Genomic DNA, 25,050 nt, shown 5'->3' on the forward strand with positions numbered 1-25,050 from the left:
TTACAAAAATCATCCTTCCACCATTTTATCACAGGCAGGGCATACATTCAATAAACATTTGACGATATATGTCACTAAATCAGCCGAGAACGAGCTTTGCCGTGTCAACGCTTTCTTTTGCGTCACGGCAGTAGTAGTCAGCGCCAATTTTCATAGCGTAGTCCTTTGTAAGAACCGCACCGCCGACAAATATTGTGCATTTGCTTGAGCCATCGGGATTCTGAAGTTCCTTACATTCTCTTACAAGCCTTATTGTATCTTCCATGCTCTTGAGAGTTGTTGTCATAAGAGCCGAAAGTCCTATCATTGTAATATTCTGTTCAACGGCAGTATCAACAATAAGCTGAGGATCAACATCTCGACCGAGGTCAACAACTGTGTAGCCGTAGTTATCGAGAAGAACCTTTACAATGTTCTTACCGATATCGTGAATGTCACCCTTTACGGTTGCCACAATAATTTTGCCCTTGCTCACGGGAGTTCCGCTTGTCTTTGTAAGGTGCTTTTTAATTACATCAAAGCACTCCTGAGCTGTGTTTGCGCTTTGGATAAGCTGTGGAAGGAAGATTTTATTCTTTTCAAAATCTTCACCCACTCTGTCAAGTGCAGGGATAAGCATTTCGTTTACAACCTGCATTGCATCGGTTGTTTCAAGAAGCTTTGCGGTTGCGGCTGCACCTTCGTTTTTAAGTCCGTTATAAACAGCCGCAAAAATATCAACATTGCTGTCTGCCTTTTTAACGGGAGCGGCAGGAACAGCATCGTTATATGCGTTGATAAATTCAAGCGAGTTCTTGTCAATGCCGTTAAGCACACGGAATGCTCTTACAGCGCCTGTCATCGACTCAACATTCGGGTTGATAATCGGCAAATCAAGTCCCTGTTCCATAGCCATTGTAAGGAAAGTTCTGTTGACAAGCTCACGGTTCGGAAGTCCGAACGAAATATTTGATACACCGAGACAGGTTTTACAGCCAAGCTCTGTTTTTACTCTGTGCAAGGCCTCAAGAGTCTGACGGCAAGCCGCCTGTTCTGCGGAAACCGTAAGAGTAAGACAATCGATATATACATCTTTTCTGTCAATGCCGACAGCCTCGGCTCTTTCAACAATTCGTTTTGCAATCTCAAATCTGCCCTCGGCGGTTTTCGGGATACCGTTTTCGTCAAGTGCAAGTCCGACAACAGACGCACCGTATTTTTTGACAAGAGGAAGAACCGTTGCAAGGCTCTGTTCCTCACCGTTTACGGAGTTCAGAATCGGTTTGCCGTTGTAGTAGCGGAGTCCTGCCTCAATAACCTCGGGCTTTGTGGAGTCAATCTGGAGCGGAACATCACACACACTCTGAATAGCCTTGAGAACACGCACCATCATCTTTTTTTCGTCAATTTCGGGATGACCTACATTGACATCAAGAATTTCCGCACCGCCCTGAACCTGACTGAGAGCCTGAGTGAGAATATAGTCAATATTATTTTCAACAAGCGCCTGCTTGAACAGCTTTTTACCTGTGGGGTTAATTCTTTCGCCGATAATTCTCGGACCGTTGATTTCGACAACCGTCGTTGAACTGCAAACGGTTGTGTCAACGCTTTTTGTCTGAGGCTGATATTCTCTGTCGGCAACCTCCGACTTAATTTTTGCAATATAATCGGGATTCGTTCCGCAGCATCCGCCGATAATCTTAACACCGTATTTGAGGAGTGAACAAACGCACTCGGCAAATTTATCGGGCATAATGTTGTACTCGTTGCTGTTAGGATCGGGCAAACCTGCGTTAGCCTTGATTACAAGGGGAAGATTTGTGTATTTCGACATCTCGGAAACAACGGGTTCAAGCTCATCCGGACCGAGTGAACAGTTTACACCGAGAGCGTCAACACCGAGTCCCGTAAGAGTGACAGCCGCACAGGCAGGGGATACACCTGTAAATGTTCGTCCGTTTCTCTCAAAGGTCATTGTTGTGAGGATAGGTTTGTCGCAGTTTTCCTTTGCGGCAAGGACTGCGGCTTTAAGCTCGTAAAGGTCGGTCATTGTTTCAAAAACTATGACATCGGCATCTTTACCGGCAAGAATCTGCTGTTTGTAATACTCATAAGCCTCGTCAAATTTCATTGAACCGGCGGGTTCAAGCAACTGACCTATCGGACCGATATCAAGGGCAACGAGGGCATCTGTACCCTCAACGGCTTTTCTTGCAATCTTAACACCGGCGCCGATGATTTCTTCAACGCTGTAACCGCTGTCCTGAAGCTTGTAGGCATTTGCACCGAAGGTGTTTGCGTACACAATGTCAGATCCGGCATCAATATACCTCCTGTGAAAGCTCTCGATAAGCTCGGGGTGAGTAATGTTCAGCACCTCAGGCACATGGTCGTACTTTACACCGCTTTTCTGAATGAGAGTTCCTGTTGCACCGTCAAGCAGAATAAAATTCTTTTGGTTGAGATATTCACTAAAGTTTGAAAAATTCTTAAACACCACAATGTTCCCCATTTCTTCTGAAGCGACATTTGCCTTTCATACTGCAAATTGCACACCCTCGTTTTCTTCGTTCAATCGGATTGTCTGAAATTCCGAGAACCGCCGTAACCGACTTTGACGGCACAAGCAAACAGCTGTCGCCTGTTGTAAGACCTATTTTTCTCGGAGCGTCAAGTATTCTCAGATACTCCTTCTGCATCTCAATAGGATAGTCCCCATAGCCGGGGCTGAAACGGAAGGTCATATACTTTCCGCTGTATTTTTCGGCAAGAATTTCGTCAACCTTTTGACACACCTGTTCAACGGCAACGCTTGCAAAGCTGTCAAGCACAACCGCCCTTGCCATATCGGAAATCTGGCTTATACGGATAAGCTTGTCAATTTCCGAACCGATTGTCGCACACATCATAACAGCTGTGTGGCAGCCCTCAAGATGCTTTTTTATATCATTGCCGAGTAAAATATCGTCAAACGGAGCTTTGCGTTCAACATAGAGAAATCTCGGCTCTGCTGTTTTCAATATTTCTTTTTCGCATTCATCCATCAGCACATCCATGCGGTAATTAAGGCTGATTCCTGCACCGCCGAGGTAGCGTATAGCCTCTTTGCGGTTTAATCTGTCAAGCGTTATCATAAAAGACTTGACACCGCCTCCGTAATTTTTCTTGCAACATACGGGTTGTTCATTGTGTAGAGGTGGATGCCGTCAACACCGTGTGCGATAAGGTCAACGATCTGGTCAACCGCATATGCAATGCCTGCGTCACGCAAAGCCTCGGGCCTTGTATCATACTTCTGCATAATCTTTGCAAATTTTGCAGGAAGGCTTGCACCGCACATTGAAACCATTCTTTCAATCTGACTTTTGCTTGTTACAGGCATAATACCTGCCTCAATCGGAACATTCACGCCTGCAATCTTCGCTCTTTCAAGAAAACGATAGTAAACGGAGTTGTCAAAGAAAAGCTGTGAAATAAGGTGGCTTGCACCCGACTCAACCTTTTTGCGAAGGTTGTGAATGTCCTCAACCTCATCGGTTGCCTCGCTGTGAACCTCGGGATAACAAGCGCCGGCAATGTCAAAATCACCCTGTGACGCAATGTATCTGCACAAATCGCTTGCATAAGTGAAATCCTTCTGCGGTTCAACACCTTCAACCCTGTCACCGCGGAGTGCAAGAATATTCTCGATGCCGTTCTCTTTAAAAAGCGCAAGGTTGCGGTCAATATCAGCCTTTGTGCTGTTAATGCAGGTGAGGTGTGCCACGGATTCAACTCCGAAATCTCTCTTGATTTTTGTTGCGATTTCGCAGGTACGGCTCTTTGAACCGCTGCCGCCTGCGCTGTATGTTACGCTGATGAAGTCAGGCTTTAAAGCCGAAATTTCTTCAAGCTTGCCGTAAACCGATTCAATCGGAGAGGTCTTTTTAGGCGGAAATACTTCAAAAGAAAAAACTGTTTTTCCGCTGTTAAACAGACTGCTGATTTTCATATATAAAACACCTCGGTAAAAGTACTTGTTAAAATTGATTAACAACCGTTAAACTGCGTTAATTATAACACAAATAAATTTAGCACACAATACTGTTTTGTCAGAGTTTGTCCTTTGGTGCTATCATTTTTTCGGGGATTGCAGTATAAATAAAAGTTATATTCGCAGTTTTTTTCGGGTGAGTTCACATTTATAAGCATTAACAATAAAGGGGCTGTTACAGAATTTTGCATTCTGCAACAGCCCCTCGGATGCTTTACGCACAAATATTTAAAGTAAAATTATTTGATAAATTACTTCTTGTAAGATGTGTGCCAGATTTCCTTAGCATACTGGAGGATTGTACGGTCAGATGAGAACTTACCTGCATTTGCAATGTTGATAAGGCACTTCTTACCGAATTCCTTACGGTTAGCATACTCTGTGTTAGCTCTGATCTTTGTATCAACATAATCGGGAAGATCATAGATGAGGAAGTAGTTATCAGCCTTCTGCCATGAAGAATCCTTGAGGAGTGAATCATGGAGTTCCTTGAAGCTGCCTTCGCCCTGAGCACCGCCGTCATCAAATGTGCCGTCAATAAGTGTATCAACAACTCTCTTGATTTCCGGATTAGCGTCATAAAGAGCCTTTGGATGGTAGCCTTCCTTCTTCATTCTCTCGATATCCTCAACCTTTGCGCCGAAGATGTATTCGTTCTCAATGCCTGCGCACTCAGCAATTTCAACATTAGCACCGTCAAGTGTACCGAGTGTAGGAGCACCGTTGAGCATGAACTTCATGTTACCTGTACCCGATGCCTCAAGACCTGCTGTTGATGTCTGCTCAGAAAGGTCAGCGGCAACAACAATCTTCTCAGCGTAAGATACATTGTAGTTGGAAATGAAGTAAACCTGAAGGAGATCCTTTGTTTCGGGATCGTTGTTTACAAGCTTGGCAATCTCATTGATGTACTTAATGATTGCCTTTGCTCTTGCATAACCCGGAGCAGCCTTTGCGCCGAAGATAAATGTTGTAGGAGTCCAGTTTTTAAGCTTCTTATCCTTCAATCTGAAGTAGATTGTCATGATTGAGAAAGCGTTGAGGAGCTGTCTTTTGTACTCGTGAAGTCTCTTAACCTGAATATCATAGATTGAATCGGGATTTACATCGTAGCCGTCCATCTTCTTGATGTAGTCTGCGAGCTGCTGTTTCTTCTTCTTCTTGATGTTGTTGAACTTTGTGATTGTTCTTGTGTCAATGCTGTCATTGAGCTTTTCAAGAAGTGAAAGGTCTGTAAGCCATGCATCTGAGCCAACCTTCTCTGTGATAAGAGCAGAAAGCTCAGGGTTGCAAAGACCGAGCCAACGGCGCTGTGTGATACCGTTTGTCTTGTTCTGGAATCTCTCGGGATATACCTGATACCACTCTTTGAGTACATCAGCCTTGAGGATTTCTGTGTGAAGCTCGGCAACACCGTTTACATATGTTGATGCGTATGTTGCAAGTCTTGCCATATGAACAACATTACCGTCGATAATGCGCATCTTAGCCTTTGTATCCTCATGCACACCCTTAGCAGTAAGCTCTTCCTGGCACTTGTTGGCGATAAGGCAGATAATGTGATAAATCTCAGGAATAACCTGTGTCATAAGGTCAGCAGGCCACTTCTCGAGAGCCTCGCCGAGAACTGTGTGGTTTGTATAGTTAAATGTCTTTCTTGCAATTTCAAAAGCATCGTCAAAATTGAAGCCTTCGTTCATAAGAAGTCTTACAAGCTCGGGAACACATGATACAGGATGTGTATCGTTAAGCTGAATTGTGTTTTCCTTAGCAAAGAAGCTGAAATCATTGCCGTGCTTCTTCTTATAACGGCGCATAATGTCCTGAAGTGATGCAGAACAGAAGAAATACTGCTGTTTAAGTCTGAGAACCTTGCCCTCATACTTGTTATCGTTAGGATAAAGAACCTTTGTGATGTTTTCGGCATCGTTCTTTTCCTGAACGGCATTGTTGTACTCTGTGTTATTGAAAGCAGTAAAATCAAAATCGTTTACTGCCTCAGCCTGCCAAAGACGAAGTGTGTTGATGTTTGTTGTCTTACAGCCGATAACAGCCATATCGTAAGGAACAGCCTTAACTGTCTGGCCCTTGAATGATACTGTAACAGCCTCATCCTCAACACGGTTGCACCACGGATCTTCAAATCTCTGCCAGTTATCAGCTGTTTCAACCTGATAACCGTTTTCGATAAGCTGCTTGAAAAGACCGTACTTGTAACGGATTCCGTAGCCGTCAAGCGGTACTTCCTGTGTAGCAGCACTGTCGAGGAAACAAGCGGCAAGTCTGCCGAGACCGCCGTTACCGAGAGCAGCATCGTCGATATCCTCAAATACATTAATGTCAATGCCCTTCTTTTTGAGGAGCTTTGTAACATCTTCAAGAATGCCGAGGCAGTAGAGGTTGTTGTACATCATTCTGCCCATGAGGAATTCTGCAGAAAAATAGTAAGCTCTGCGTTCGCTGTCATGTTTAATCTTGCTTGCTTCCCAGTTGCCTGCGATTTCGCCCATTACTGCTTTGCCGAGTGAGTAGTGAAGCTCAGCGGGTGTGAGCTCTTCAATCTTTTTGCAGTACATAGACTGAGCTGTGAGTTCAAGCTTTTCCATAATATTACCCATTTGTTTAGTCCTCCAGTCGTCCGCTTTTTTCAGACATAGTTTTTAATTTATCTGCAAGCTCATCAGTAAGAGCTGCACCATCGAGTCTCCATACCCAGTTTCCGCCGAGTGTTGACGGAATATTCATTCTTGCCTCCTTGCCAAGGCCGAGAATATCCTGCATAGGTACGATTGCTGTATCTGCCTTGCTTTCATAAGCAACACGGATGAGTCCCCAGTTGAACGGTTCGTCATCAGGCATCTGACAGTAACTTCTTGCATAGCTAATGTCTTCGGGTTTAGCTGTTTCAAGCCAGCCCATAACAGTATCGTTATCGTGGGTGCCTGTGTAAACAACACAGTTTTCGGTGTATTTATGGGGAAGATAGTCGTTCTCTTCACCGCTGTCGAAAGCAAATTCAAGAACCTTCATTCCCGGATAGCCTGTCTGCTCCATAAGCTCGGTTACATCGGGGGTGAGTGTTCCGAGGTCTTCGGCAACAATATCAATCTTGCCGAGTGCCTCTTCCATCATCTCAAAGAACTTAATGCGCGGACCTTCAACCCATTCACCGTTGATTGCGTTTTCGGCAGGATAAGGAATTGAATAATAGCTTGCAAAAGCTCTGAAATGGTCAATACGGGTGATGTCATAGAGCTTTGATGCAGCCTTGATACGCTCAAACCACCACTCATAGTCGGTAGCCTCAAGGTAATCCCAGTCGTAGAGAGGGTTGCCCCAAAGCTGACCTGTTGCCGAGAAGTAATCCGGCGGACAGCCTGCAACTGCAATAGGATCACCGTCGTCATAAAGCTGAAATAGCTCGGGATTAGCCCATGTGTCTGCACTGTCCATGGCAACATAGATCGGCATATCGCCCAAAATCTTGATGCCAAGACCGTTTACATACGCACGGAAGGATTCCCACTGCTCATAAAATTTAAACTGTACAAATTTCCAGAAATCAACATCATCCTTGAGCTTGCGTTCATAACGCTTCACGGCAGCCTCATCACGCATTTTGATTTCCTCGTCCGGCCACTCTGTCCAGGAAACCATATCAAAGCTCTTTTTAACCGCCATATAAAGGGCGTAGTTTTTGAGCCATGCACTGTTTTTGCGCTTGAAGGATGTAAATGCCTTCTGGTCGCCTTTTTTGAAGTTATTGTAAGCAATTCTCAAAACTTCAAAGCGGCTGTTGTAAATTTTCTCATAATCAACCTCGGCATCGTTTGAGCCCCAGTCGTAGCTCATAATTTCTTCCTTAGTCAAAAGACCTTCTTCACAAAGAGTGTCAAGGTCAATGAGGTAAGGGTTGCCTGCATAGGTTGAAAAGGACTGATACGGTGAATCACCGTAGCTTGTCGGTCCAACGGGGAGAATCTGCCAAATCTTCTGACCTGATTTTTTCAGATAGTCAGCAAACTTGCGAGCCTCTTTGCCGATGGTGCCGATACCGTAGGGGGATGGAAGCGAAGTAATCGAAAGGAGAACACCTGCGCTTCTAGCCATAAAAATCAACTCCATTCTGACGGAATATTAAATTTTTAAATCTGTGGTTTCGGGCGCAATTCGCCCCTGAACCCACAGTATCAAGATAATTCTATCACATAATCTTCATTTTTACAAGTTATTTTTTAAACAATGACAAGTTATTGCAATATACTCAAAATAGTAAGAAAAACTGCGTCAGAAGTTAGTTTTCTTATATAGCTTCTCGAATTTGTCTTGTTTATACTGCCGCCGAGCATAAGCTTTACGGCATAACTTTTGTCTTTTGTGCTGATTCCGCAAAAAACAAGACCAATGGGCTTTTCGGGAGTTCCGCCCGTAGGTCCTGCAATTCCCGTTGTGCTTACGGCTAAATCCGCGCCCGAAATTTTCCTTGCACCCTCTGCCATCTGCATTGCCGTTTCAGCCGAAACTGCTCCAAGCACAGACAGCGTTTCGTTTGAAACGCCGAGAACCTTATGCTTCATTTCATTTGCATATGTGCATACGCCAAAATCAAACACATCGCTTGCACCGCTTACTGCGGTAATTCTTTCGCTTAAAAGACCGCCTGTACAGCTTTCTGCGGTTGCAAGCCTTACACCCTTTTCACGGAGCTTTGCAACAACATTTTCCTGAAGCGTATCGGCGTTGAGGTTGTTTTTTCTCAAAAGCTTAATCACATCTATATCTGTCAGAGTTATCATTTATAATCATCTCCGATAAATTTTCTATCCATATTTTAACACCGCAATATGAATATTGCAATTGTTTTTATTTTTTGGTATATTAAAGGGAAGCGTGTCCTATGCAATTCTTAAAACAAAAGAGGTAATAAATATTATGGCTTGGTTTTTTACCGAAGAAAATATATCCGGCAACAACTACACCCTTGTCGGAGAGAGCGCAAAGCATATTTCAAAGGTTCTGCGTATGCGTACAGGCGAGGACATCACCCTTGTTTCTCCCGATAAAACTCAGTATGAATGTAAAATTTCGCTCATCACGCAGGGTGAAGTCACGGTTGACATCATCTCACAAAAGCCGTGTGAAAACGAACCCGATGTGTTTGTAACCCTCTATCAGGCTCTGCCAAAGGGCGACAAAATGGACTTCATCGTTCAAAAGTGTACGGAACTCGGAATCAGCAGAATTGTGCCGATGATTTCGGCAAGATGTGTTTCCCGTCCCGATGAAAAGTCGCTGAAAAAGAAGTGTGAACGCTGGCAGAAAATTGCTCTTCAGGCAGCAATGCAGAGTCGCAGGGGCATTATTCCCGAAGTAACTCCGTGCATTTCGTTTAAAGAGGCGGCAGAACAGACAAAGCAGAACGAAAAGACCGTATTTTTTTACGAAATGGGCGGAGAATCCGTCAGAAAAATTCTGAATGGCACAAAGCCTAAAACCGTCGGAATGTTCATCGGCAGTGAAGGCGGATTTGAACAATCGGAGGTTGACAGCGTAACCGCAATCGGCGGTCAGACGGCAACCCTCGGCAAACGAATTCTCCGTGCCGAAACCGCCCCCCTCGCCGCCCTATCCATTATTATGTACGAAACCGACAATTTTAGTTCGTGAAGACAGTTTGTGCAATGCACGACAAATGATGCCCGAGCGTAGCATAGTAGTTGCATATACAAATTACATTAACTCAACACCAAAATCGGAGGAAAATTTATGACAGGAATTATATGTGCCATGCAGATTGAGGCCGACGGAATTATCGCCCTTTCTCAGAACACACAAACCGAAGAAATCGCAGGAATGAAATTCACCACAGGTACTCTTAACGGCAAGGACATAGCCGTTGTTGTCTGCGGAGTCGGCAAGGTCAATGCCGCCATGTGTGCCGTTGTGCTTATTGAAAAGTTCAATCCCGATGTTGTAATCAACAGCGGTGTGGGCGGTTCACTCTCCCCTCTTGTATCAATCGGCGACATTGTTGTTGCTACAAAATCCGTTCAGCACGATATGAACACGACCGCTCTCGGCGACAAGCGGGGCGAGGTTTCGTTTCCCGACGGTACAAAGATCTTTTTTGATTGCGACAAAACAGTTGTTGAAAAGCTTACGCAGGCTTGCAAAACACTTCCCGACACCAAGGTTGAGCAGGGCGTTATCGCAAGCGGCGACATATTCATTTCAGACCGTAAAAAGCGCAAGAGAATTGCCGACACATTCGGCGCTCTCGTCTGTGAAATGGAGGGTGCGGCAATCGGTTATGTTTGCTACGCACTCAAAACTCCTTACGGAATCATCAGGGCAATCTCCGATGACCTTGACGAAAACAAGGGTGTTGATTATGCAAAATTCTGTGAGCTTGCAAGCAAAAAAACCGTAGGCGCAATATGTGAATATCTCAAAAATGAATAATTATGACCGACTCAAAACGGGGAACGCATCTGTTTCCCGTTTTTTCTTTTGTAATGAGTTGTCTTTTTCGATTTCTATTGACAATATAATCACATTTGGATAAAATAAAAGGTAGCATTATTTTATGAAATAATACTACACATATAAGGGAGAGATTTATATGCAGCTTACAGGTGCAGAAATCATTTGCGAGTGTCTTCTTGAACAGGGTGTTGACACGGTTTTCGGTTATCCGGGCGGTGCGGCGCTCAACACATATGACGCACTCTATAAATACAGCGACAAAATCCGTCACATTCTCACAGCACACGAACAGGGTGCTTCTCATGCGGCTGACGGTTACGCAAGAGCAACAGGCAAAACAGGCGTTGTTATGACAACATCTGGTCCCGGTGCAACAAACATCGTAACAGGTCTTGCCACAGCCAACATTGACAGCATTCCGCTTGTTGCAATCACAGGCAATGTAACAACCGATCAGCTTGGCAGAGACAGCTTTCAGGAGGTTGACATTGTAAACATCGTAAAGCCCGTTACAAAGGCAAGCTTTCTTGTTGAAAGAGTTGAGGATCTTGCCGACACGATACGCAAGGCATTTGCACTTGCACAGCACGGCAGAAAAGGTCCTGTTCTTGTTGATGTTCCTAAGGATGTTACAGCCAACAAGACGGAATTTGTACAGACAATCCCCGAAAGACCGAAGATATTTGAAATTAAGAATCCCGAAAAAATTCGTGTTGTTCAGGAAATGATTAAGAATGCAAAGCGTCCTATGATTTACGCAGGCGGCGGTATCATAAGCGCAGATGCGAGCGAAGAATTTAAAGCATTTGCAGAGCTTATTGACGCTCCGGTTTGTTGTTCACTTATGGGACTCGGCTGTATTCCTGCCGACCACCCGCTCTGCATCGGCAACATCGGTATGCACGGCGGTTACGAAACAGGTATGGCAACAGCCGAATGTGACCTTATGATTGCGTGTGGTGCAAGATTTTCCGACCGTGTTGCAGGTGACCGTGAAAAGTTCGGCGAACAGGCAAAAATTGTCCAGCTTGAAATTGACGAAAAAGAAATCAACAAGAATGTAAAGGTTGACGAGTACATCCTCGGCGATATAAAAGAAATTCTCATTGCACTCACAATCGGTCTTGACCGACAGGATCATCCCGACTGGCTCGCAAAGATTGAAGAATGGAAGCATCATTTTGATGATAAAAAGCTTCCCGAGTGCGACCTTCCGCTCCCACAGCAGGTTCTTGATGTAATCAACGAAATCAAGTGTCCGTCGGACATCATCGCAACAGATGTGGGTCAGCACCAAATGTGGGTTGCACAGTTCAGCAAGATTATGGAAAGCAGAACGCTCCTCACATCAGGCGGTATGGGTACTATGGGTTACGGCATGGGCGCCGCAATCGGTGCGCAGTGTGCCCGTCCCAATGACAGGGTTTGCCTCATCACAGGTGACGGCAGTTTCCACATGAACTTAAACGAACTTGTAACACTGAAGTCCTATGAACTCCCCGTTGTTGTAGTTGTTATGAACAACACGGTTCTCGGTATGGTTCGTCAGTGGCAGAAGCTTTTCTACGGCAGTCGTTTTTCACAGACCAATCCGCACAGAGCAACCGACTTTGTAAAGCTTGCAAACGCTTTCGGCGTTGACGGTTTAAGAATCACAAAGCCTGAGGAAATCAAGCCGATTCTCACAAAGGCTTTTGAAATGAACAAGCCCGTTGTTGTTGACTGTCGCATCAGTCCCGATGCAAATGTTCTCCCGATGATTCCTCCGGGAAAAACAATCAATGAAATCATCACCGAAATGTAAGCCGAGAGCCTCGGCACGCAGTTCGTGTAGGCAGTTTAGCTGAGAAACAACTGTAAATTCCCGACCACGGCAAACCGCTGTTCCTTGTTCGTGTAGGTAGTTTGATTAAATAACATCTGCATATTTCCGAACACTGCTAACTTAATAATTAAACATATATAGGGTACTCGTTCGAGTACCCTGTTTTTTATGCCATTCAGTAGCTGCGCTCAACTTTGAATACATAGCTTTAAACAAAGCGTAAAAAAACAGCCGTATTTTTACGGCTGTTTTCTGTTACGACTATTAAAGTAAAATTACTTCTTTTCTTTCTTCTCTTTTGGTTTAACTTCTTTTTCAAAATTTACGGCATCGGCAACATCCTCTGTATCGAACTTATAGTCCTTACCGGGGAAAACTGCGTTGAGAACGATACCTGCGATTGAAGCAACTGCAAGCGGTGAAAGTGTGATTTCAGCACTGCCGATTGCAAAGCTTACCGTGTTGCTTGAAAGACCGAGCGCACAAACAAGAATAACTGCGGCAACGATAAGGTTACGGCTCTTTGTGAAGTCAACCTTGTTTTCAACAACATTTCTGACGCCGATAGCGGAAATCATACCGTAAAGAACAAACGAAATACCGCCGATGATACAGCTTGGAATTGAACCGATAATTACCGAAACAATCGGGAAGAATGATACTGCAACGGCAAAGTAAGCGGCAATTCTTATTACTCTCGGGTCATAAACTCTCGTAAGAGCGAGAACGCCTGTGTTTTCACCGTATGTTGTGTTTGCAGGGCCGCCGAAAAGTGATGCAAGTGTTGTTGCAAGGCCGTCACCGACAAGAGTTCTGTGGAGTCCCGGATCTTTGATGTAGTTATTGCCTGTTGTTGAACTGATGGCGCAAATATCGCCGATATGCTCCATCATTGTAGCAAAAGCAATCGGAACAATGGCAATGATTGAAGATGCGATAAGCGCACCATTTGAGTAATCAATACCGCCGAATACCGTTTTATCCCAGTGAATCGGAATTCCGATAAGACCCTCACTGCCGAAAATGTGACCTTTTGAGATGTTGTCACAAATTGTGTTCAGGCTTGTAAAGTCAAAAATCGGCTGATAAACACCGTTTGCGTCAGCACCGCCCGAGAAAAGCCACGGAACATTCTGAATAAGGTCGGGATTTGCCTGTGAAATGAAGTAAAGCACAAGACCTGTGCCGTAGGAGATGAGCAAGCCGAGTATAATCGGAATGATTTTAGCCATTCCCTTGCCCCAGATGTTGAATACAACAATTACCGCAAGTGCAACAACAGCCAAAAACCAGTTTGTTGTGCAGTTTGAAACAGCCGACGGAGCAAGTCCAAGACCGATTGCAATGATAATAGGTCCCGTTACAACAGGCGGAAAAAATCTCATAACCTTTTCAATGCCCACCGCCTTGATAACTGCGGCAAGGATGAAGTAGATAAGACCTGCACACGCAACGCCAAGGCACGCATACGGGAGCATACTGTTAGGATCGTCGGGTGAAAGTGCCTTGATTGCGGCATAGCCTCCCAAAAAAGCAAAGGACGAGCCGAGGAAGGCAGGTACTTTAAACTTTGTAATGCAGTGGAACAAAAGTGTTCCCAAGCCTGCCATAAGCAAAGTTGTTGAAATGTCAAGTCCCGTTAAAATCGGAACAAGGATTGTTGCGCCGAACATTGCAAACATATGCTGAACACCGAGAATTATCATCTTCGGTTTTCCGAGCTTGCGGGCATCATAAATTGCGCCGTTGTTTTTGTCCATTAGAATTCCCTCTTTCTCATTTTCGGGTTTAAAATCTGTAAAAAACCCATTCCTGTTAATTATACCCTTGCAAAGATATAAAAGCAATAACTTATTTTTACAAAAACGAATTTCTTCTCTCTGTTTACACCCTTATCCGCTTTTCTGTCATTGCTTTTCGGATGAATTTTTGATATAATGAATACTACTGTTTAAATGCATAAGTAAAATAATTTGTAATATTAGTTGTATTTTTAATACCTGTAATATTCATTACATTGTTTTGAACAACTATGTTTCAGGAGATATTATTGAAGTGAATTATAAAGAAAAAAACAAAAACTTTTCTGCAATTGAATTGTTCGCAGGTGCAGGCGGACTTGCTTTGGGAATATCAAAAGCGGGATTTAATACCTTAGGACTTGTTGAATTAAATAAAGATGCCGCAGACTTGGTTATCTGAAAAAATTACAAATAATTACAAATGGTTACAATTTACAAAAATACAATTGAGCAGGGCTGATTATTATACACATTTTCCACATAGTTTTCAACAATTGTTGAAAAAGAACGGCAATGCCTGTTGAGCGTTTCTACGGTTACTGCGAAAAAGAACAAAAAGAAAAATAATCATTGAATAACAGCACGATAATATGTTATACTTTGGTAAACAATAACTTTTACGGAGGACAAAATGAATAAAATTATAAATAAAAAGTCGCTCAAGGGTATGCTTGCTGTTATGCTGTGTGCCGTTATGGCTTTTTCTGTCTGTGCCTGTGATGTTGACTCTGACGCCGAACCGACAAAAACAGACGCACAAATCCAGTTTGACAAATATTGTGACGATTTGTTTACGGAAGAACTCGAGGATGACGCACTTACCGCACATTTTGACATTTCAAATCCGTCGGACTACGGTCTGAAATATGACGAGGAGGACTACACCCTCGGTCATGTGTCCGATGAAGATACAAAGGAATCCTTTGATGAGCTGAAACAGGCAAAAAAGGATTTGGAGGAGTTTGACCGTTCGGGACTTACTTCCTCTCAAAAGCAAACCTATGACACACTTGCAAGCTACTTTGAAATTCAGCTTTCATATGAGGGAACAACAGAATTGCAGAGCATTTTTGCACCGCAGTCGGGAATTGTTGCAAGCCTCTTTACAACTTTGTCAGAGTTTACTTTCTATGAAAAGGATGATACAGACCTCTACCTCGCTGTTTTGAAGGATACAAAACGCTATATGGACGAGTGCATTGCGTTCACAAAGAAACAGGCTGAGGACGGCTACTTTATGACAGAAGAAATTGCGAAGCAGTCAATTGATGAGTGTGAAAAGCATATCAAGAACGACAAGTCCGTGCTTGTTGATGAGTTCGAGTCGAGAATAAAATCACTCGGCCTTAGCGATTCCGAGAAAAAAACCGTTGTCGAAACCAACAAAAAGTATTTTGAAGAATACTACATTCCTGCCTTAAAAGCAGCAAAATCAGCACTTGAAAGTCTCAAAAAATCAGGCAAAAACGAAGAAGGTCTTTGCGGTTACGGTGAAATCGGCAAAAAGTATTATTCGGCAATTGTCAAAGACAAAACAAGCAGCAGTATGACTCCGAAAGAGCTTACTTCATATCTTACAAACAGCTTTACAAAGGTCGGAATGAGCATGAGCAATGTTTCGCAGGATGACTTGAGTAAATTTCAGGACTACAATCCCGACTTTAAGGATGCCGACGAGGTGCTTGAATTTTTGATTGAGAATATCGAGGAGGACTTTCCGACTCCCGTTACAACCTCTTACACGGCAGATTATATGAGCGATTCCGCAAAGAGTGACAATGTGGTAGCGTACTATGTTCAGGGACGAATTGACGATACAAGCGTTAATATCATCAAAATCAACCCCGACTTTGCAAATAAGGGTATGACTAAGGTGTACACAACCCTTGCCCATGAAGGTTATCCGGGTCATCTTTATCAGCTTACCGCATCAAATGCAAACAAGGATATCCCGAATGTACGCAAGATTTTAAGCTTTATGGGCGCAACCGAGGGTTGGGCGCAGTATGCCTCGAAATGTACGCTTGATTACCTTGATACAAGCGATGGCATTAAGAAGCTTATCTACGCAAATGATATTCTCGGCTATATTCTTTACTCCATGGTCGATGTCGGTGTGAACTACAACGGCTGGGATTATGAAAAAGTCAAGGAGTATATGTCAACGGCACTCGGTTCGGCCGACGATGAGAGTGTTACAGCCGCAACAAAAGAGGCGTATGACCTTGCCCGTTCAAATCCGGGTTATTTTCTCCCCTATACCGTAGGATACCTCAAGATGATTGATATGCGTGAAACAGCCGAAAGCGAGCTTGGCTCAAGCTTTGACGCAAAGGATTATCACACCTTCATTATGAATCTCGGAATCACAAGCATTGATGTCTATGAAAAAGCCCTTGATATGTGGCTTGAAAGCAAAAAGTAAATTTTTGGTGATAATCTTGAATATTTTTTACAGGTATGATATAATTAACTCATTGATATGATAAATCTAATTGGTATGGATTTTTCTAAGATGTGATTCTTATTTTCGCCATACACTCATTATGGGTGTATGGCGATTTTTATTTTACGCAAGGGGTGTTAATATGGGCGTTAAAACGGAAAACAAAATGGCTTATGAACCTGTCAACAAACTTATAATTCAAATGTCGGCACCGCCGCTGATTTCAATGTTTTTTCAGTATTCATACAACCTTGTTGACAGTATGTTTGTTGCGGGGATAAATGAACAGGCACTTGCGGCAGTATCGCTTGCATTCCCGATTACAACGCTTATGAATGCGTTGTCCGTGTGGATAGGTGTGGGTGTTAATGTTTTGATTGCAGGTTATTTGGGACAGAAAAATCAGCAAAAGGCAAATTCTGCAGCGGCTCTCGGAGTGGTAATTTCGGTAGTTGTCGGAGTGCTGATAAATTTCCTTTCGCTTTTCATAATAAATCCCTATTATTCAGCTTTTACGCAAAACAAAGAGATTTTTGAATACGGAATTGCGTATATGAGCGTCTGCGTTTTTATGCAGATACCAAATATGGTGCATATTGTAATTCAAAAAATACTTCAGGCAACAGGCAATATGATTGCTCCGATGTGGTTTCAAATTGCAGGTGTTGTATTCAATTTTGTGTTTGACCCTTTGCTCATTTTCGGCATAGGTCCGTTTCCGAAAATGGGTGTGGTCGGAGCTGCAGTTGCCACGGTTTTAGGCTATGTTGTTTCAACAATCATTGCGTTGATACAGCTGTTTCTTACAAAACAAAAGGTTAAGCCGGTGTTTAAAAACTGCCTTGAACCGCAGATGATAAAGCTGATATTTTCCTACGGATTGCCCTCGTTTGTTATGAATGCGTTGGGAGCATTCACCGTGAATTTTGCAAATATGTTTTTGGTGCGATATTCGGACACGGCGGTTGCATTTTTCGGAGCATATTTCAAGGTTCAGCAGTTGATTTTTATGACGGTGAACGGACTAATTCAAGGCTGTTTGCCTATAATGCGGTTTAATTACAGAGCAAAAGAGCATGGTCGCCTTAAACAAGCAAATAAGAGCGGAACAATTATCGCGACTGTTATGATGATTGTCGGTATGCTCTTGGTGCTGATTTTCCCGAAAGAGATATTGTTTTTGTTTTCGGCATCGGAAGAAATGTGTGCTTTTGGAGTGCCGGCAATGAGAATTATGTCACTCGGATTTGTGTTCAGCGGCTTTTCCGCAATGATTGCAACCTATGAACAGGCAACAGACAGTATTATGCCCGGCGTTGTAGTTCAACTGTTGCGACAGGGCGTGCTGTTAGTCCCCGTAATTTGGCTTTTAAACAGCACTGTTCAAATGACAGGCATATGGCTTGCGTTCCCAATTACAGAATTTGTCACATTCCTTGTTGCTGTTGTATTTGCAAAAATTAAAAATCATTGAATAAATAAAAATAACAACCGCCAAAACCCGATATAATGGATTTTGGCGGTTGTTTGTTATTTAAAATATGTTTAATTTTAAATTGTTTTTGCAAAAACATTATCAGATGATTTTGCTCTGAAAATTGTTTTTACGAGCAGGAATGTTATATAAACATAAAGTGCGGTGCAGATGATTGCGGTCACCTTGAGGCTTACAAGCTCATAGGAGAACAGATAGTAGCAGTAGCCTCTCAGGCTTATAAGCGTTGACACAATCGGAAGCCACAAATGCTTTGCGCTTACTGCCACATAGACAACTAAAATAATGTCAAGCAGATAGCTGTAGCGTTCGTGCATTGACGAAAGGAACATGATACAGGTGAAGACGGTCCACGCTGTTGTCAGAAGAAAAACTTCAATGTTCTTCAAATCAACCTTTTTATAGATGATAATGCACATCATAATTCCGAGTACGGCAATTGTGAGAAAGACCGAAAACTGCTTGAACAGATAATAATATGTCATATCGTTTCCGTCACACATAAGTGCGTAGAAGTTTGGACAGTTCATCTGAATAAGCTTTCCGTAGTCGGTCTGTTCAGCGTAGATTGTGATGATATCAATAAACGGTCTGCCCATAATAATTGCAGGCAGGCACATTATCACATCAACCGCAGGAATTATAAAGAAATGAAGAATTGAAATTTTCTTTGTCGAAATCCAGTAATAAAGCAGAACGGGAAGGATGAACACGGTTTGCAGCTTGAATGCAAACGCAATGCCGGTGAACACAAACGATGCAATCGGCTTGTCTTTGTGCAAAAACAGGATTGCAAGAATTATAAACGAGGTGTAAATTGAATCGCATTGCGCCCAAAACGATGAGTTAAAAATAACGGTTGCCGAAAGAAGTACGGCTGAGTAGGTGAGTATCGCTTTGAGCCGTCGGTTATTCTTTGCAAACGAACAAACAAGCATTGCGGTTGAAATTGCAAGTACAAAATCGAATATTATTGATACGATTTTGTACGCATACAGAGCATTTAGCGGCAAAAGAGTCATAAGATAGATTATGACTTGATACGGAATGTTGTAGTTGCCCACCTGAGCTGCAAGCCCCGTAAAATCATTATACTTGATAATGCCCCACCAAGGATTCAGAAAGCTGTTAAAATCATCGCTTTGAAAATCCATTCCGCAAATTCTGATAAAAACAGCCAAAATTGTAATTGCACCGAGCAGGAATAAAAGAATATATTTCTTGATAAAGCCGATTGCCTTACTTTCGATTTTTGTCATTAATATAACTTCTCCCGATTAAATAAATCCGATTTTCTTCATAACCTTGCCCATTGTGCGGCTGCTGATTTTAAGAGCGATTTCATCGGCTTTTCTGTAACAGCTTTCAAGGTATGCCTTGTCTGCAACAAGCTTTTCGTAGCGTTCGCGAATCGGACGGAGTTCTTCAACAACTGCCTCGCCTACCGCAGTCTTGAAGTCGCCGTAGCCCTTGCCGTCAAAATCCCTTTCAATCTGCTCGTATGAAAGACCTGTAACTGCGCTGTAAATTGCCATAAGGTTATTTACGCCGTCTTTGCCCTCAGCATAGCGAACCTTTGCCTCGCTGTCCGTAACGGCTCTCTTGAACTTCTTCATTATAGCCTCGGGTGTATCAAGAAGATGTACACAGCCGTTTACATTTTCATCGGACTTGCTCATCTTTCTTGTCGGGTCCTGAAGACTCATAACCCTTGCGCCGTTCTTCGGAATGAAACCGTCCGGAATCTTGAACACATTGCCGTAAAGACCGTTAAAACGCTCCGCAATGTTTCTTGTAATTTCAATGTGCTGTTTCTGGTCTGCACCGACAGGCACTTTGTCAGCCTGATAGAGAAGAATGTCGGCAGCCATAAGTACGGGATATGTGAAAAGACCTGCGTTGATGTTGTCTGCGTGCTTTGCGGACTTGTCCTTAAACTGCGTCATTCTTGAAAGCTCACCGAACTGAGTGTAACAGCTGAGCGCCCATGCAAGCTCTGCGTGGGTGTGAACATGGCTCTGAATGAAGAAAAGACTTTTTTCAACATCAATGCCGCAAGCCATAATTGAAGCATAAGCGTCAATTATGTTTTTGCGCATAACGGCAGGAGTCTGTCTTACCGTGATTGTGTGCAGGTCTGCAAGAGCATAAATGCAGTTGTATTCGTTCTGCATTGTAACCCAGTTGCGAACCGCACCGAGATAGTTGCCGAGTGTAATTGTTCCGCTGGGCTGTATTGCGCTGAATACAACCTCTTTTTTTGTCTGATTTTCCATAATTGTCCTCCGTGATTAAAGACTGTTTGCATACTCGCCGAGGATTTTAATTCCTCTTTCAAGCTGTTCGTCAGTCGGTGTTGAAAAGTTTATTCTGAAACTGTGGCAGGTTTCGTTTTCGTCAGTTAAAAAAGCATTGCCCGGAACTACGCAAACCTTTTTGAGAACGAGTTCCCTGCAGAATTTCGGCATATCAATATCCTCGGGCAGGTCGCACCATATGAAAAGACCGCCGTCAATTTTATGATAGGTTATTTTCGGTGCGCAGTATTTGTCAAGAAGCTCCATACAGAAGCTTGCTTTCTTTGTGTAGATTTCACGCAGCCTTGCAAGGTGAGCGTTGAAGTCGTACTTTGTGATAAATTCATCGCATACATACTGCGACCAAATATTAGTGTGAACATCGTTGCCCTGCTTGCACACAACAAGCTTTTGGAAAATCGGCTTTGGTGCAATTGTGTAGGCAACACGCATACCCGGTGAAATTACCTTTGAGAACGAGCCTGCATAGATTACAATGCCGTCAGTATCAAGGCTTTTTATGTTCGGAACATATTCGCCGCTGTAACGCAAATCGCCGTACGGGTTGTCCTCAATGATGAGAACGCCGTATTTTTTGGCAAGCTCATAAACTTTCTTACGCTTTTCAAGGCTCATTGTAACACCCGAAGGATTTTGAAAATTCGGAATTGTGTAAATAAGCTTTGCGTTCGGATTGGCTTTTAAAGCCTCTTCAAGCTTTTCTGTGTTCATACCGTCAGGCTCAACCGGAACGCCCACGAGCTTTGCATTATAGCTTCTGAAGGTGTTGAGTGAACCGATGAACGACGGTGCCTCACAGATTACAACCTCGCCCTCATTCACAAGAGCCTTTGAGCATAAATCCATAATCTGCTGTGCGCCTGTTGTGATGAGAATGTCGTCATTGTCAGAGCCTGTGTTATGCTCTTTTTTCATATATTCCGCAAGGTGCTTTCTCAGCGGAGCGTAACCCTCCGAAACGCTGTACTGCAAAACCGAAATAGGGTCTTCCGCAAGAACCTTTGCCGATATTTCCGCAATCTCCTTTGTCGGAAAAGCATCGGGAGAAGGGTTGCCTGCCGAAAGCGAAACAACGCTTGGGTCAGCCGCATATTTAAAGATTTCTCTTATTGCACTCGGCTTGAGGTTTGAAACCCTGTCGGAAAATTTGTATTCCATAGTATATCTCCTTTAAAAATGATAAGGCTTTAAAAACTTCATACCACACAATTTTATCACGAATTGCCTATATATTCAAGAAATTTAACGGCATATTTGCAATTTTGTTTTATTTGTTCCGATAAACTTTTTTAAAGGATTTTTTGATGTGAGAGAATTATCCTCCTCGAAAATTGTATTTTTTGTGCTTTTTGTATTGTTTTTAATGACTTTCTGTTGTATAATCTAAGTGATAATGTCCTTGTGCATCCAAAGCGTGGCTGAGGCAGACTTAAAAACAATATTTGCCGTGAGTAACCGGCAGCTTTATATAATTATTCTTCATTCGGGAGAGTTGGGAGAGAACACTATGAGCAGACGAAACGATTACGATTATTTTGATCTTGATAATTTTGATGACAGCATAGACAGCCGCGAATATCGCCGCAGACAGCAGCGCCGTCCTGCAAGCTATGCCGCAAGGCCGTCTTCTCAGCGCTCCTCAAGAAGACCTGTCAGAAGAAAAAATAAGAGAAGAACAAGAAACAGAATTATCATTGTTACAAGCGCAATTGTAATTTTGCTTGTTATCATATTGATTTTGTCATCTATTATAAAGGGCTGTTCAAAGGACGACTCGCTTTCAAAAATTCCGACAGGAACAGTCGGAACAACAGCACCTGCCGTTCAGACTGCAACAACCGCCGATAAATCCGGCGGCGCCGCAGATGAGCTTTCGCCAACCTATTTTATGACGCCTAACATAAAGGATGACAATACTAACGGTACTCTTGCCTACAGCATTTATGTGTGGAACAAGACCGGCTATGAACTGTTCTCAAGCGATAACGCAAGAGCGCAGAACTATGCGAAGACAATCAACGGCTTTGCCGACAAGTTCGGCAGTTCCGTAAAGGTTTACGATATGATTGTTCCCAACCATACGGAAATGGGGCTTCCGCAAAGACTTAAGGACAGCGACGCTCCGTCAACCTCACAGGCAGACAACATCAAGGCTGCTTATGCGGCTCTTTCGGACAAGGTGACTCCGATTAACTGCTACAACCGTCTTGCGGAGCATAACACGGATTACATCTACTTCAAGAGCGATCATCACTGGACAGGTCTTGGTTCTTACTATGCCTACACAGCGTTTGCCGATACAAATGATTTGCCTGTTCTTTCACTTGACGACTGTGAGGAACAGAAGATTAACGGCTTTACCGGCTCGTTTACAAACTCGGCAGACGGACTTGACAGCGACACGGTAAGTTACTGGAAACTACCATATAATGTGACAATGGATATTACTCAGGCCGACGGTTCTTCGGCAAGCTATGATAGCCCTTACTATGAAGCCGCAGAGGGCGGTTCAAACACCTACGGTGTGTTTATTATGGGCGACAACGCTCTTACCGTTCTCAAGTCCGGCTCTGAAAATGCTGAGGCAGGCAAGAAAATTGCCGTTGTAAAAGAAAGCTACGGCAATGCCCTTGTTCCGTATCTTACAAACAACTATGAAGAGGTTCATGTTGTCGATTTTAGATATTTCAATCAAAATCTTGTTAATTACTGCAAAACGAACGGTATTAACGAGGTGCTGTTTGTTAACGGCGTAATGAGTGCAAATACTCAGGTTCAGCTTGACAGTATGAGCAATCTTTTTAACTGACAGTTCAAATTTATCGCAGAAAAGGAGGTGTATGCCGATGATAGCGGACAATGTAAAAGTGAATGTTTTCGGAAAAATCAGTGACAGGCTTTATTCGGCACAGATTACCTCCGGCTCTGTGACGAGCAGGAGCGCGTATGTCATTTCGCACAAGCCTGTTACAGAGTATTTTGAAGGCGTTGTTGTTGCGGTGGCTGAATTTGACGGTTTGGACGGCGAGCGCCCGATTGTTTCACAGTTCGGCGAGGTGTTTTATGAGCCCGAGCTGCGACAGGTGCTTTCAAGGCTGAAAAATATTAAGCTGAAAAGCATTGTTTGCCTTTACGAAAAGTCCTGCGGCGCTGTTATCTTTTATAAGAGCAGACAGAATACGAAAATTTTGCTTGTAAAGAACAGCAACGGCAGGTATTGGAGCTTTCCGAAGGGGCATATCGAAGAGGGCGAAAACGAACATCAGACGGCTATCCGTGAAATTAAAGAGGAAACAGGGCTTGATGTTGTGATTGAAAACGACTTTCGTGAAATCAGCGAGTACTGTCCTTTCGGCAAAATCCGCAAAAGGGTTGTCTTTTTTCTTGCACAGGCATTTACGGATAATGTGACGATTCAGGAAGAGGAAATTGACAGTTATATTTGGGTTGACTTGCAGCAGGCACGGAAAATGTGCTCATACGATAATGATTTGAGAATTATTGATAAAGCCGAAACGGCTATTCATCTGCTCAGAAACTAAAAATTGATAAATAACCTTGAAATTTGCAGGTACACGGTTGTGTACCTGTTTTTTGATTTTTACGGGTATTTTCTGTGGAATAAAAATGTTGAAAAAACATAAAAAATAACCCTTGACACACATATTATACAGTTAGTAATAGAGCTGTAATGTTAAATTTCTTTATGAGAAATGTGGAAAACTCGGTTTTTGGATGTTAAAAGTTACAGGTTTGTAAACTTCGTGTAATATCAGCTTTTCATAACACGACTTTTAACACTTTCAACATAGTTTTCCACATTGTTGTTGAAAATGTTGAATTATACAGAATGTAAATGTGCCGATTTGGAAAAATAAATCGCAAATTTGCAAACAGAAATAACAGGGATTACTGTTTTTGAAAACCTTAAAGGGTAATATTTGACAATTGCGGCTCATAGAATACAACGGCGAGGTGTGTTTTATGAAAAAAGAAACCGTAAAAATGCAGATATGGGGAATTATCGTTGTGCCGCTGATGATAATTTTGTTTAAAAATCTGTATTCGCTCACAAACGGCGCTTTGCTGGGGATTTTCTTCGGCTCGGTAAACAACAGTATGTGGGAACAGACCAAGGTTGTAATGCTGTCATATTTTATATGGAGTCTTGTTGAGGCTGTGGGCAAAAGGTCGGGATTCCACCGCTTTGCCGTGTCAAGAATAATTTCGCTGTGGTTTGTCGGAATATTCTGTCTTGCGTCATATCTGCTAATCTATGCACTCGGTGTTGAAAGTGCAGGTCTACCAAGGTTAATTTGTGCAATTGCCGTGTGTTTTTCTGCGTTTGCACTCAGCGCAAGGCTTGAATACGGCGAAAGAAAAATTGAACAGCTTTTTTTGCCTTGCGTGTTTATGATGTTGCTGTTGATTGCCGTGTACTGCAGCTTTACGGTGTTTCCGCCGCATATGGTGATTTTTGAGGATACGGCTATGGGAATGTACGGCATTATTCCCGAATACATCGACTCCGGAGCGATTGCTCTTGATACATTGTACAGAGTTTGATTTTTTAAGATAAAAGGTATTTTACAATTTTTTGTTTTGTGTTATAATTAACGCTATAAAGAAAATGAAAGAGTGTGTCCGATGCGGACACGAAAAA

The 25,050-nt window shown here is 43.0% G+C and carries 19 protein-coding genes; 9 read left to right on the top strand and 10 right to left on the bottom strand.

Features of this window, described 5'->3' with window-relative positions:
• Positions 1–79: 79 nt before the first annotated feature.
• From RBATCC27255_RS08890 to RBATCC27255_RS08915, 6 genes are all read right to left on the bottom strand, one after another.
• Complete coding sequence (locus tag RBATCC27255_RS08890) at positions 80–2,494, bottom strand: homocysteine S-methyltransferase family protein (RefSeq protein WP_101029658.1); 2,415 nt, start codon at positions 2,492–2,494, stop codon at positions 80–82.
• Complete coding sequence (locus tag RBATCC27255_RS08895; RefSeq protein ID WP_015523117.1) at positions 2,472–3,116, bottom strand: vitamin B12 dependent-methionine synthase activation domain-containing protein; 645 nt, start codon at positions 3,114–3,116, stop codon at positions 2,472–2,474. Before RBATCC27255_RS08895 ends, RBATCC27255_RS08890 begins: the two co-directional genes overlap by 23 nt.
• Complete coding sequence (gene metF / locus RBATCC27255_RS08900; protein ID WP_101029659.1) at positions 3,113–3,973, bottom strand: methylenetetrahydrofolate reductase [NAD(P)H]; 861 nt, start codon at positions 3,971–3,973, stop codon at positions 3,113–3,115. Before metF ends, RBATCC27255_RS08895 begins: the two co-directional genes overlap by 4 nt.
• 293 nt (positions 3,974–4,266) lie before the next feature.
• Complete coding sequence (locus RBATCC27255_RS08905; RefSeq protein WP_101029660.1) at positions 4,267–6,633, bottom strand: glycogen/starch/alpha-glucan phosphorylase; 2,367 nt, start codon at positions 6,631–6,633, stop codon at positions 4,267–4,269.
• Between the two features lie 4 nt (positions 6,634–6,637).
• Positions 6,638–8,125: a 4-alpha-glucanotransferase gene (gene malQ / locus RBATCC27255_RS08910; RefSeq protein ID WP_101029661.1), complete on the bottom strand. Its 1,488-nt coding sequence runs from the start codon at positions 8,123–8,125 to the stop codon at positions 6,638–6,640.
• Between the two features lie 140 nt (positions 8,126–8,265).
• Complete coding sequence (locus RBATCC27255_RS08915; protein ID WP_101029662.1) at positions 8,266–8,811, bottom strand: CinA family protein; 546 nt, start codon at positions 8,809–8,811, stop codon at positions 8,266–8,268.
• 136 nt (positions 8,812–8,947) lie between these two features.
• Here RBATCC27255_RS08915 and RBATCC27255_RS08920 point away from each other — a divergent pair, with 136 nt between their 5' ends.
• The 3 genes from RBATCC27255_RS08920 (at position 8,948) to ilvB (ending at position 12,305) form a co-directional block, all read left to right on the top strand.
• Entirely contained in the window at positions 8,948–9,682 is a 735-nt protein-coding gene (locus tag RBATCC27255_RS08920) for a 16S rRNA (uracil(1498)-N(3))-methyltransferase (RefSeq protein ID WP_101029663.1), read from the top strand.
• Between the two features lie 99 nt (positions 9,683–9,781).
• On the top strand, positions 9,782–10,477 hold the full coding sequence (locus RBATCC27255_RS08925) for a 5'-methylthioadenosine/adenosylhomocysteine nucleosidase (protein ID WP_101029664.1): 696 nt from the start codon (positions 9,782–9,784) through the stop codon (positions 10,475–10,477).
• A 160-nt stretch (positions 10,478–10,637) separates the two neighbouring features.
• On the top strand, positions 10,638–12,305 hold the full coding sequence (gene ilvB / locus RBATCC27255_RS08930; protein WP_101029665.1) for a biosynthetic-type acetolactate synthase large subunit: 1,668 nt from the start codon (positions 10,638–10,640) through the stop codon (positions 12,303–12,305).
• A 296-nt stretch (positions 12,306–12,601) separates the two neighbouring features.
• On the opposite strand, the gene RBATCC27255_RS08935 is transcribed toward ilvB, so the two are convergent.
• Positions 12,602–14,086: a uracil-xanthine permease family protein gene (locus RBATCC27255_RS08935; protein ID WP_101029666.1), complete on the bottom strand. Its 1,485-nt coding sequence runs from the start codon at positions 14,084–14,086 to the stop codon at positions 12,602–12,604.
• A gap of 295 nt (positions 14,087–14,381) precedes the next feature.
• Here RBATCC27255_RS08935 and RBATCC27255_RS10320 point away from each other — a divergent pair, with 295 nt between their 5' ends.
• The 3 genes from RBATCC27255_RS10320 to RBATCC27255_RS08945 all read left to right on the top strand — a co-directional run bounded on the left by RBATCC27255_RS10320 (position 14,382) and on the right by RBATCC27255_RS08945 (position 18,048).
• On the top strand, positions 14,382–14,528 hold the full coding sequence (locus tag RBATCC27255_RS10320) for a DNA cytosine methyltransferase (protein ID WP_341458205.1): 147 nt from the start codon (positions 14,382–14,384) through the stop codon (positions 14,526–14,528).
• A gap of 231 nt (positions 14,529–14,759) precedes the next feature.
• Positions 14,760–16,553, top strand: a complete 1,794-nt coding sequence (locus tag RBATCC27255_RS08940) for a DUF885 domain-containing protein (RefSeq protein ID WP_101029667.1) — start codon at positions 14,760–14,762, stop codon at positions 16,551–16,553.
• 163 nt (positions 16,554–16,716) lie between these two features.
• The gene (locus RBATCC27255_RS08945) at positions 16,717–18,048 is read left to right on the top strand and encodes an MATE family efflux transporter (RefSeq protein ID WP_101029668.1); all 1,332 of its coding nucleotides are present in this window, start codon (positions 16,717–16,719) and stop codon (positions 18,046–18,048) included.
• Positions 18,049–18,125: 77 nt separating this feature from the next.
• On the opposite strand, the gene RBATCC27255_RS08950 is transcribed toward RBATCC27255_RS08945, so the two are convergent.
• From RBATCC27255_RS08950 to RBATCC27255_RS08960, 3 genes are read right to left on the bottom strand one after another with little or no spacing between them, the layout of a single operon-like run.
• Complete coding sequence (locus RBATCC27255_RS08950; protein ID WP_101029669.1) at positions 18,126–19,328, bottom strand: hypothetical protein; 1,203 nt, start codon at positions 19,326–19,328, stop codon at positions 18,126–18,128.
• Positions 19,329–19,346: 18 nt separating this feature from the next.
• The gene (gene trpS, locus RBATCC27255_RS08955) at positions 19,347–20,345 is read right to left on the bottom strand and encodes a tryptophan--tRNA ligase (protein ID WP_101029670.1); all 999 of its coding nucleotides are present in this window, start codon (positions 20,343–20,345) and stop codon (positions 19,347–19,349) included.
• 15 nt (positions 20,346–20,360) lie between these two features.
• Positions 20,361–21,545, bottom strand: a complete 1,185-nt coding sequence (locus RBATCC27255_RS08960; RefSeq protein WP_101029671.1) for an aminotransferase-like domain-containing protein — start codon at positions 21,543–21,545, stop codon at positions 20,361–20,363.
• Between the two features lie 349 nt (positions 21,546–21,894).
• Here RBATCC27255_RS08960 and RBATCC27255_RS08965 point away from each other — a divergent pair, with 349 nt between their 5' ends.
• The 3 genes from RBATCC27255_RS08965 to RBATCC27255_RS08975 all read left to right on the top strand — a co-directional run bounded on the left by RBATCC27255_RS08965 (position 21,895) and on the right by RBATCC27255_RS08975 (position 24,953).
• Positions 21,895–23,196, top strand: a complete 1,302-nt coding sequence (locus tag RBATCC27255_RS08965) for a DHHW family protein (RefSeq protein ID WP_169923311.1) — start codon at positions 21,895–21,897, stop codon at positions 23,194–23,196.
• Positions 23,197–23,233: 37 nt separating this feature from the next.
• A complete protein-coding gene (locus RBATCC27255_RS08970; RefSeq protein ID WP_169923312.1) occupies positions 23,234–23,929 on the top strand; it encodes a bis(5'-nucleosyl)-tetraphosphatase in 696 nt (231 codons plus the stop codon).
• Positions 23,930–24,371: 442 nt separating this feature from the next.
• Positions 24,372–24,953: a DUF6512 family protein gene (locus tag RBATCC27255_RS08975; RefSeq protein ID WP_101029674.1), complete on the top strand. Its 582-nt coding sequence runs from the start codon at positions 24,372–24,374 to the stop codon at positions 24,951–24,953.
• Positions 24,954–25,050: the final 97 nt, after the last annotated feature.

The sequence above is a fragment of the Ruminococcus bromii genome, assembly GCF_002834225.1.
Taxonomy (GTDB): domain Bacteria; phylum Bacillota; class Clostridia; order Oscillospirales; family Acutalibacteraceae; genus Ruminococcoides; species Ruminococcoides bromii.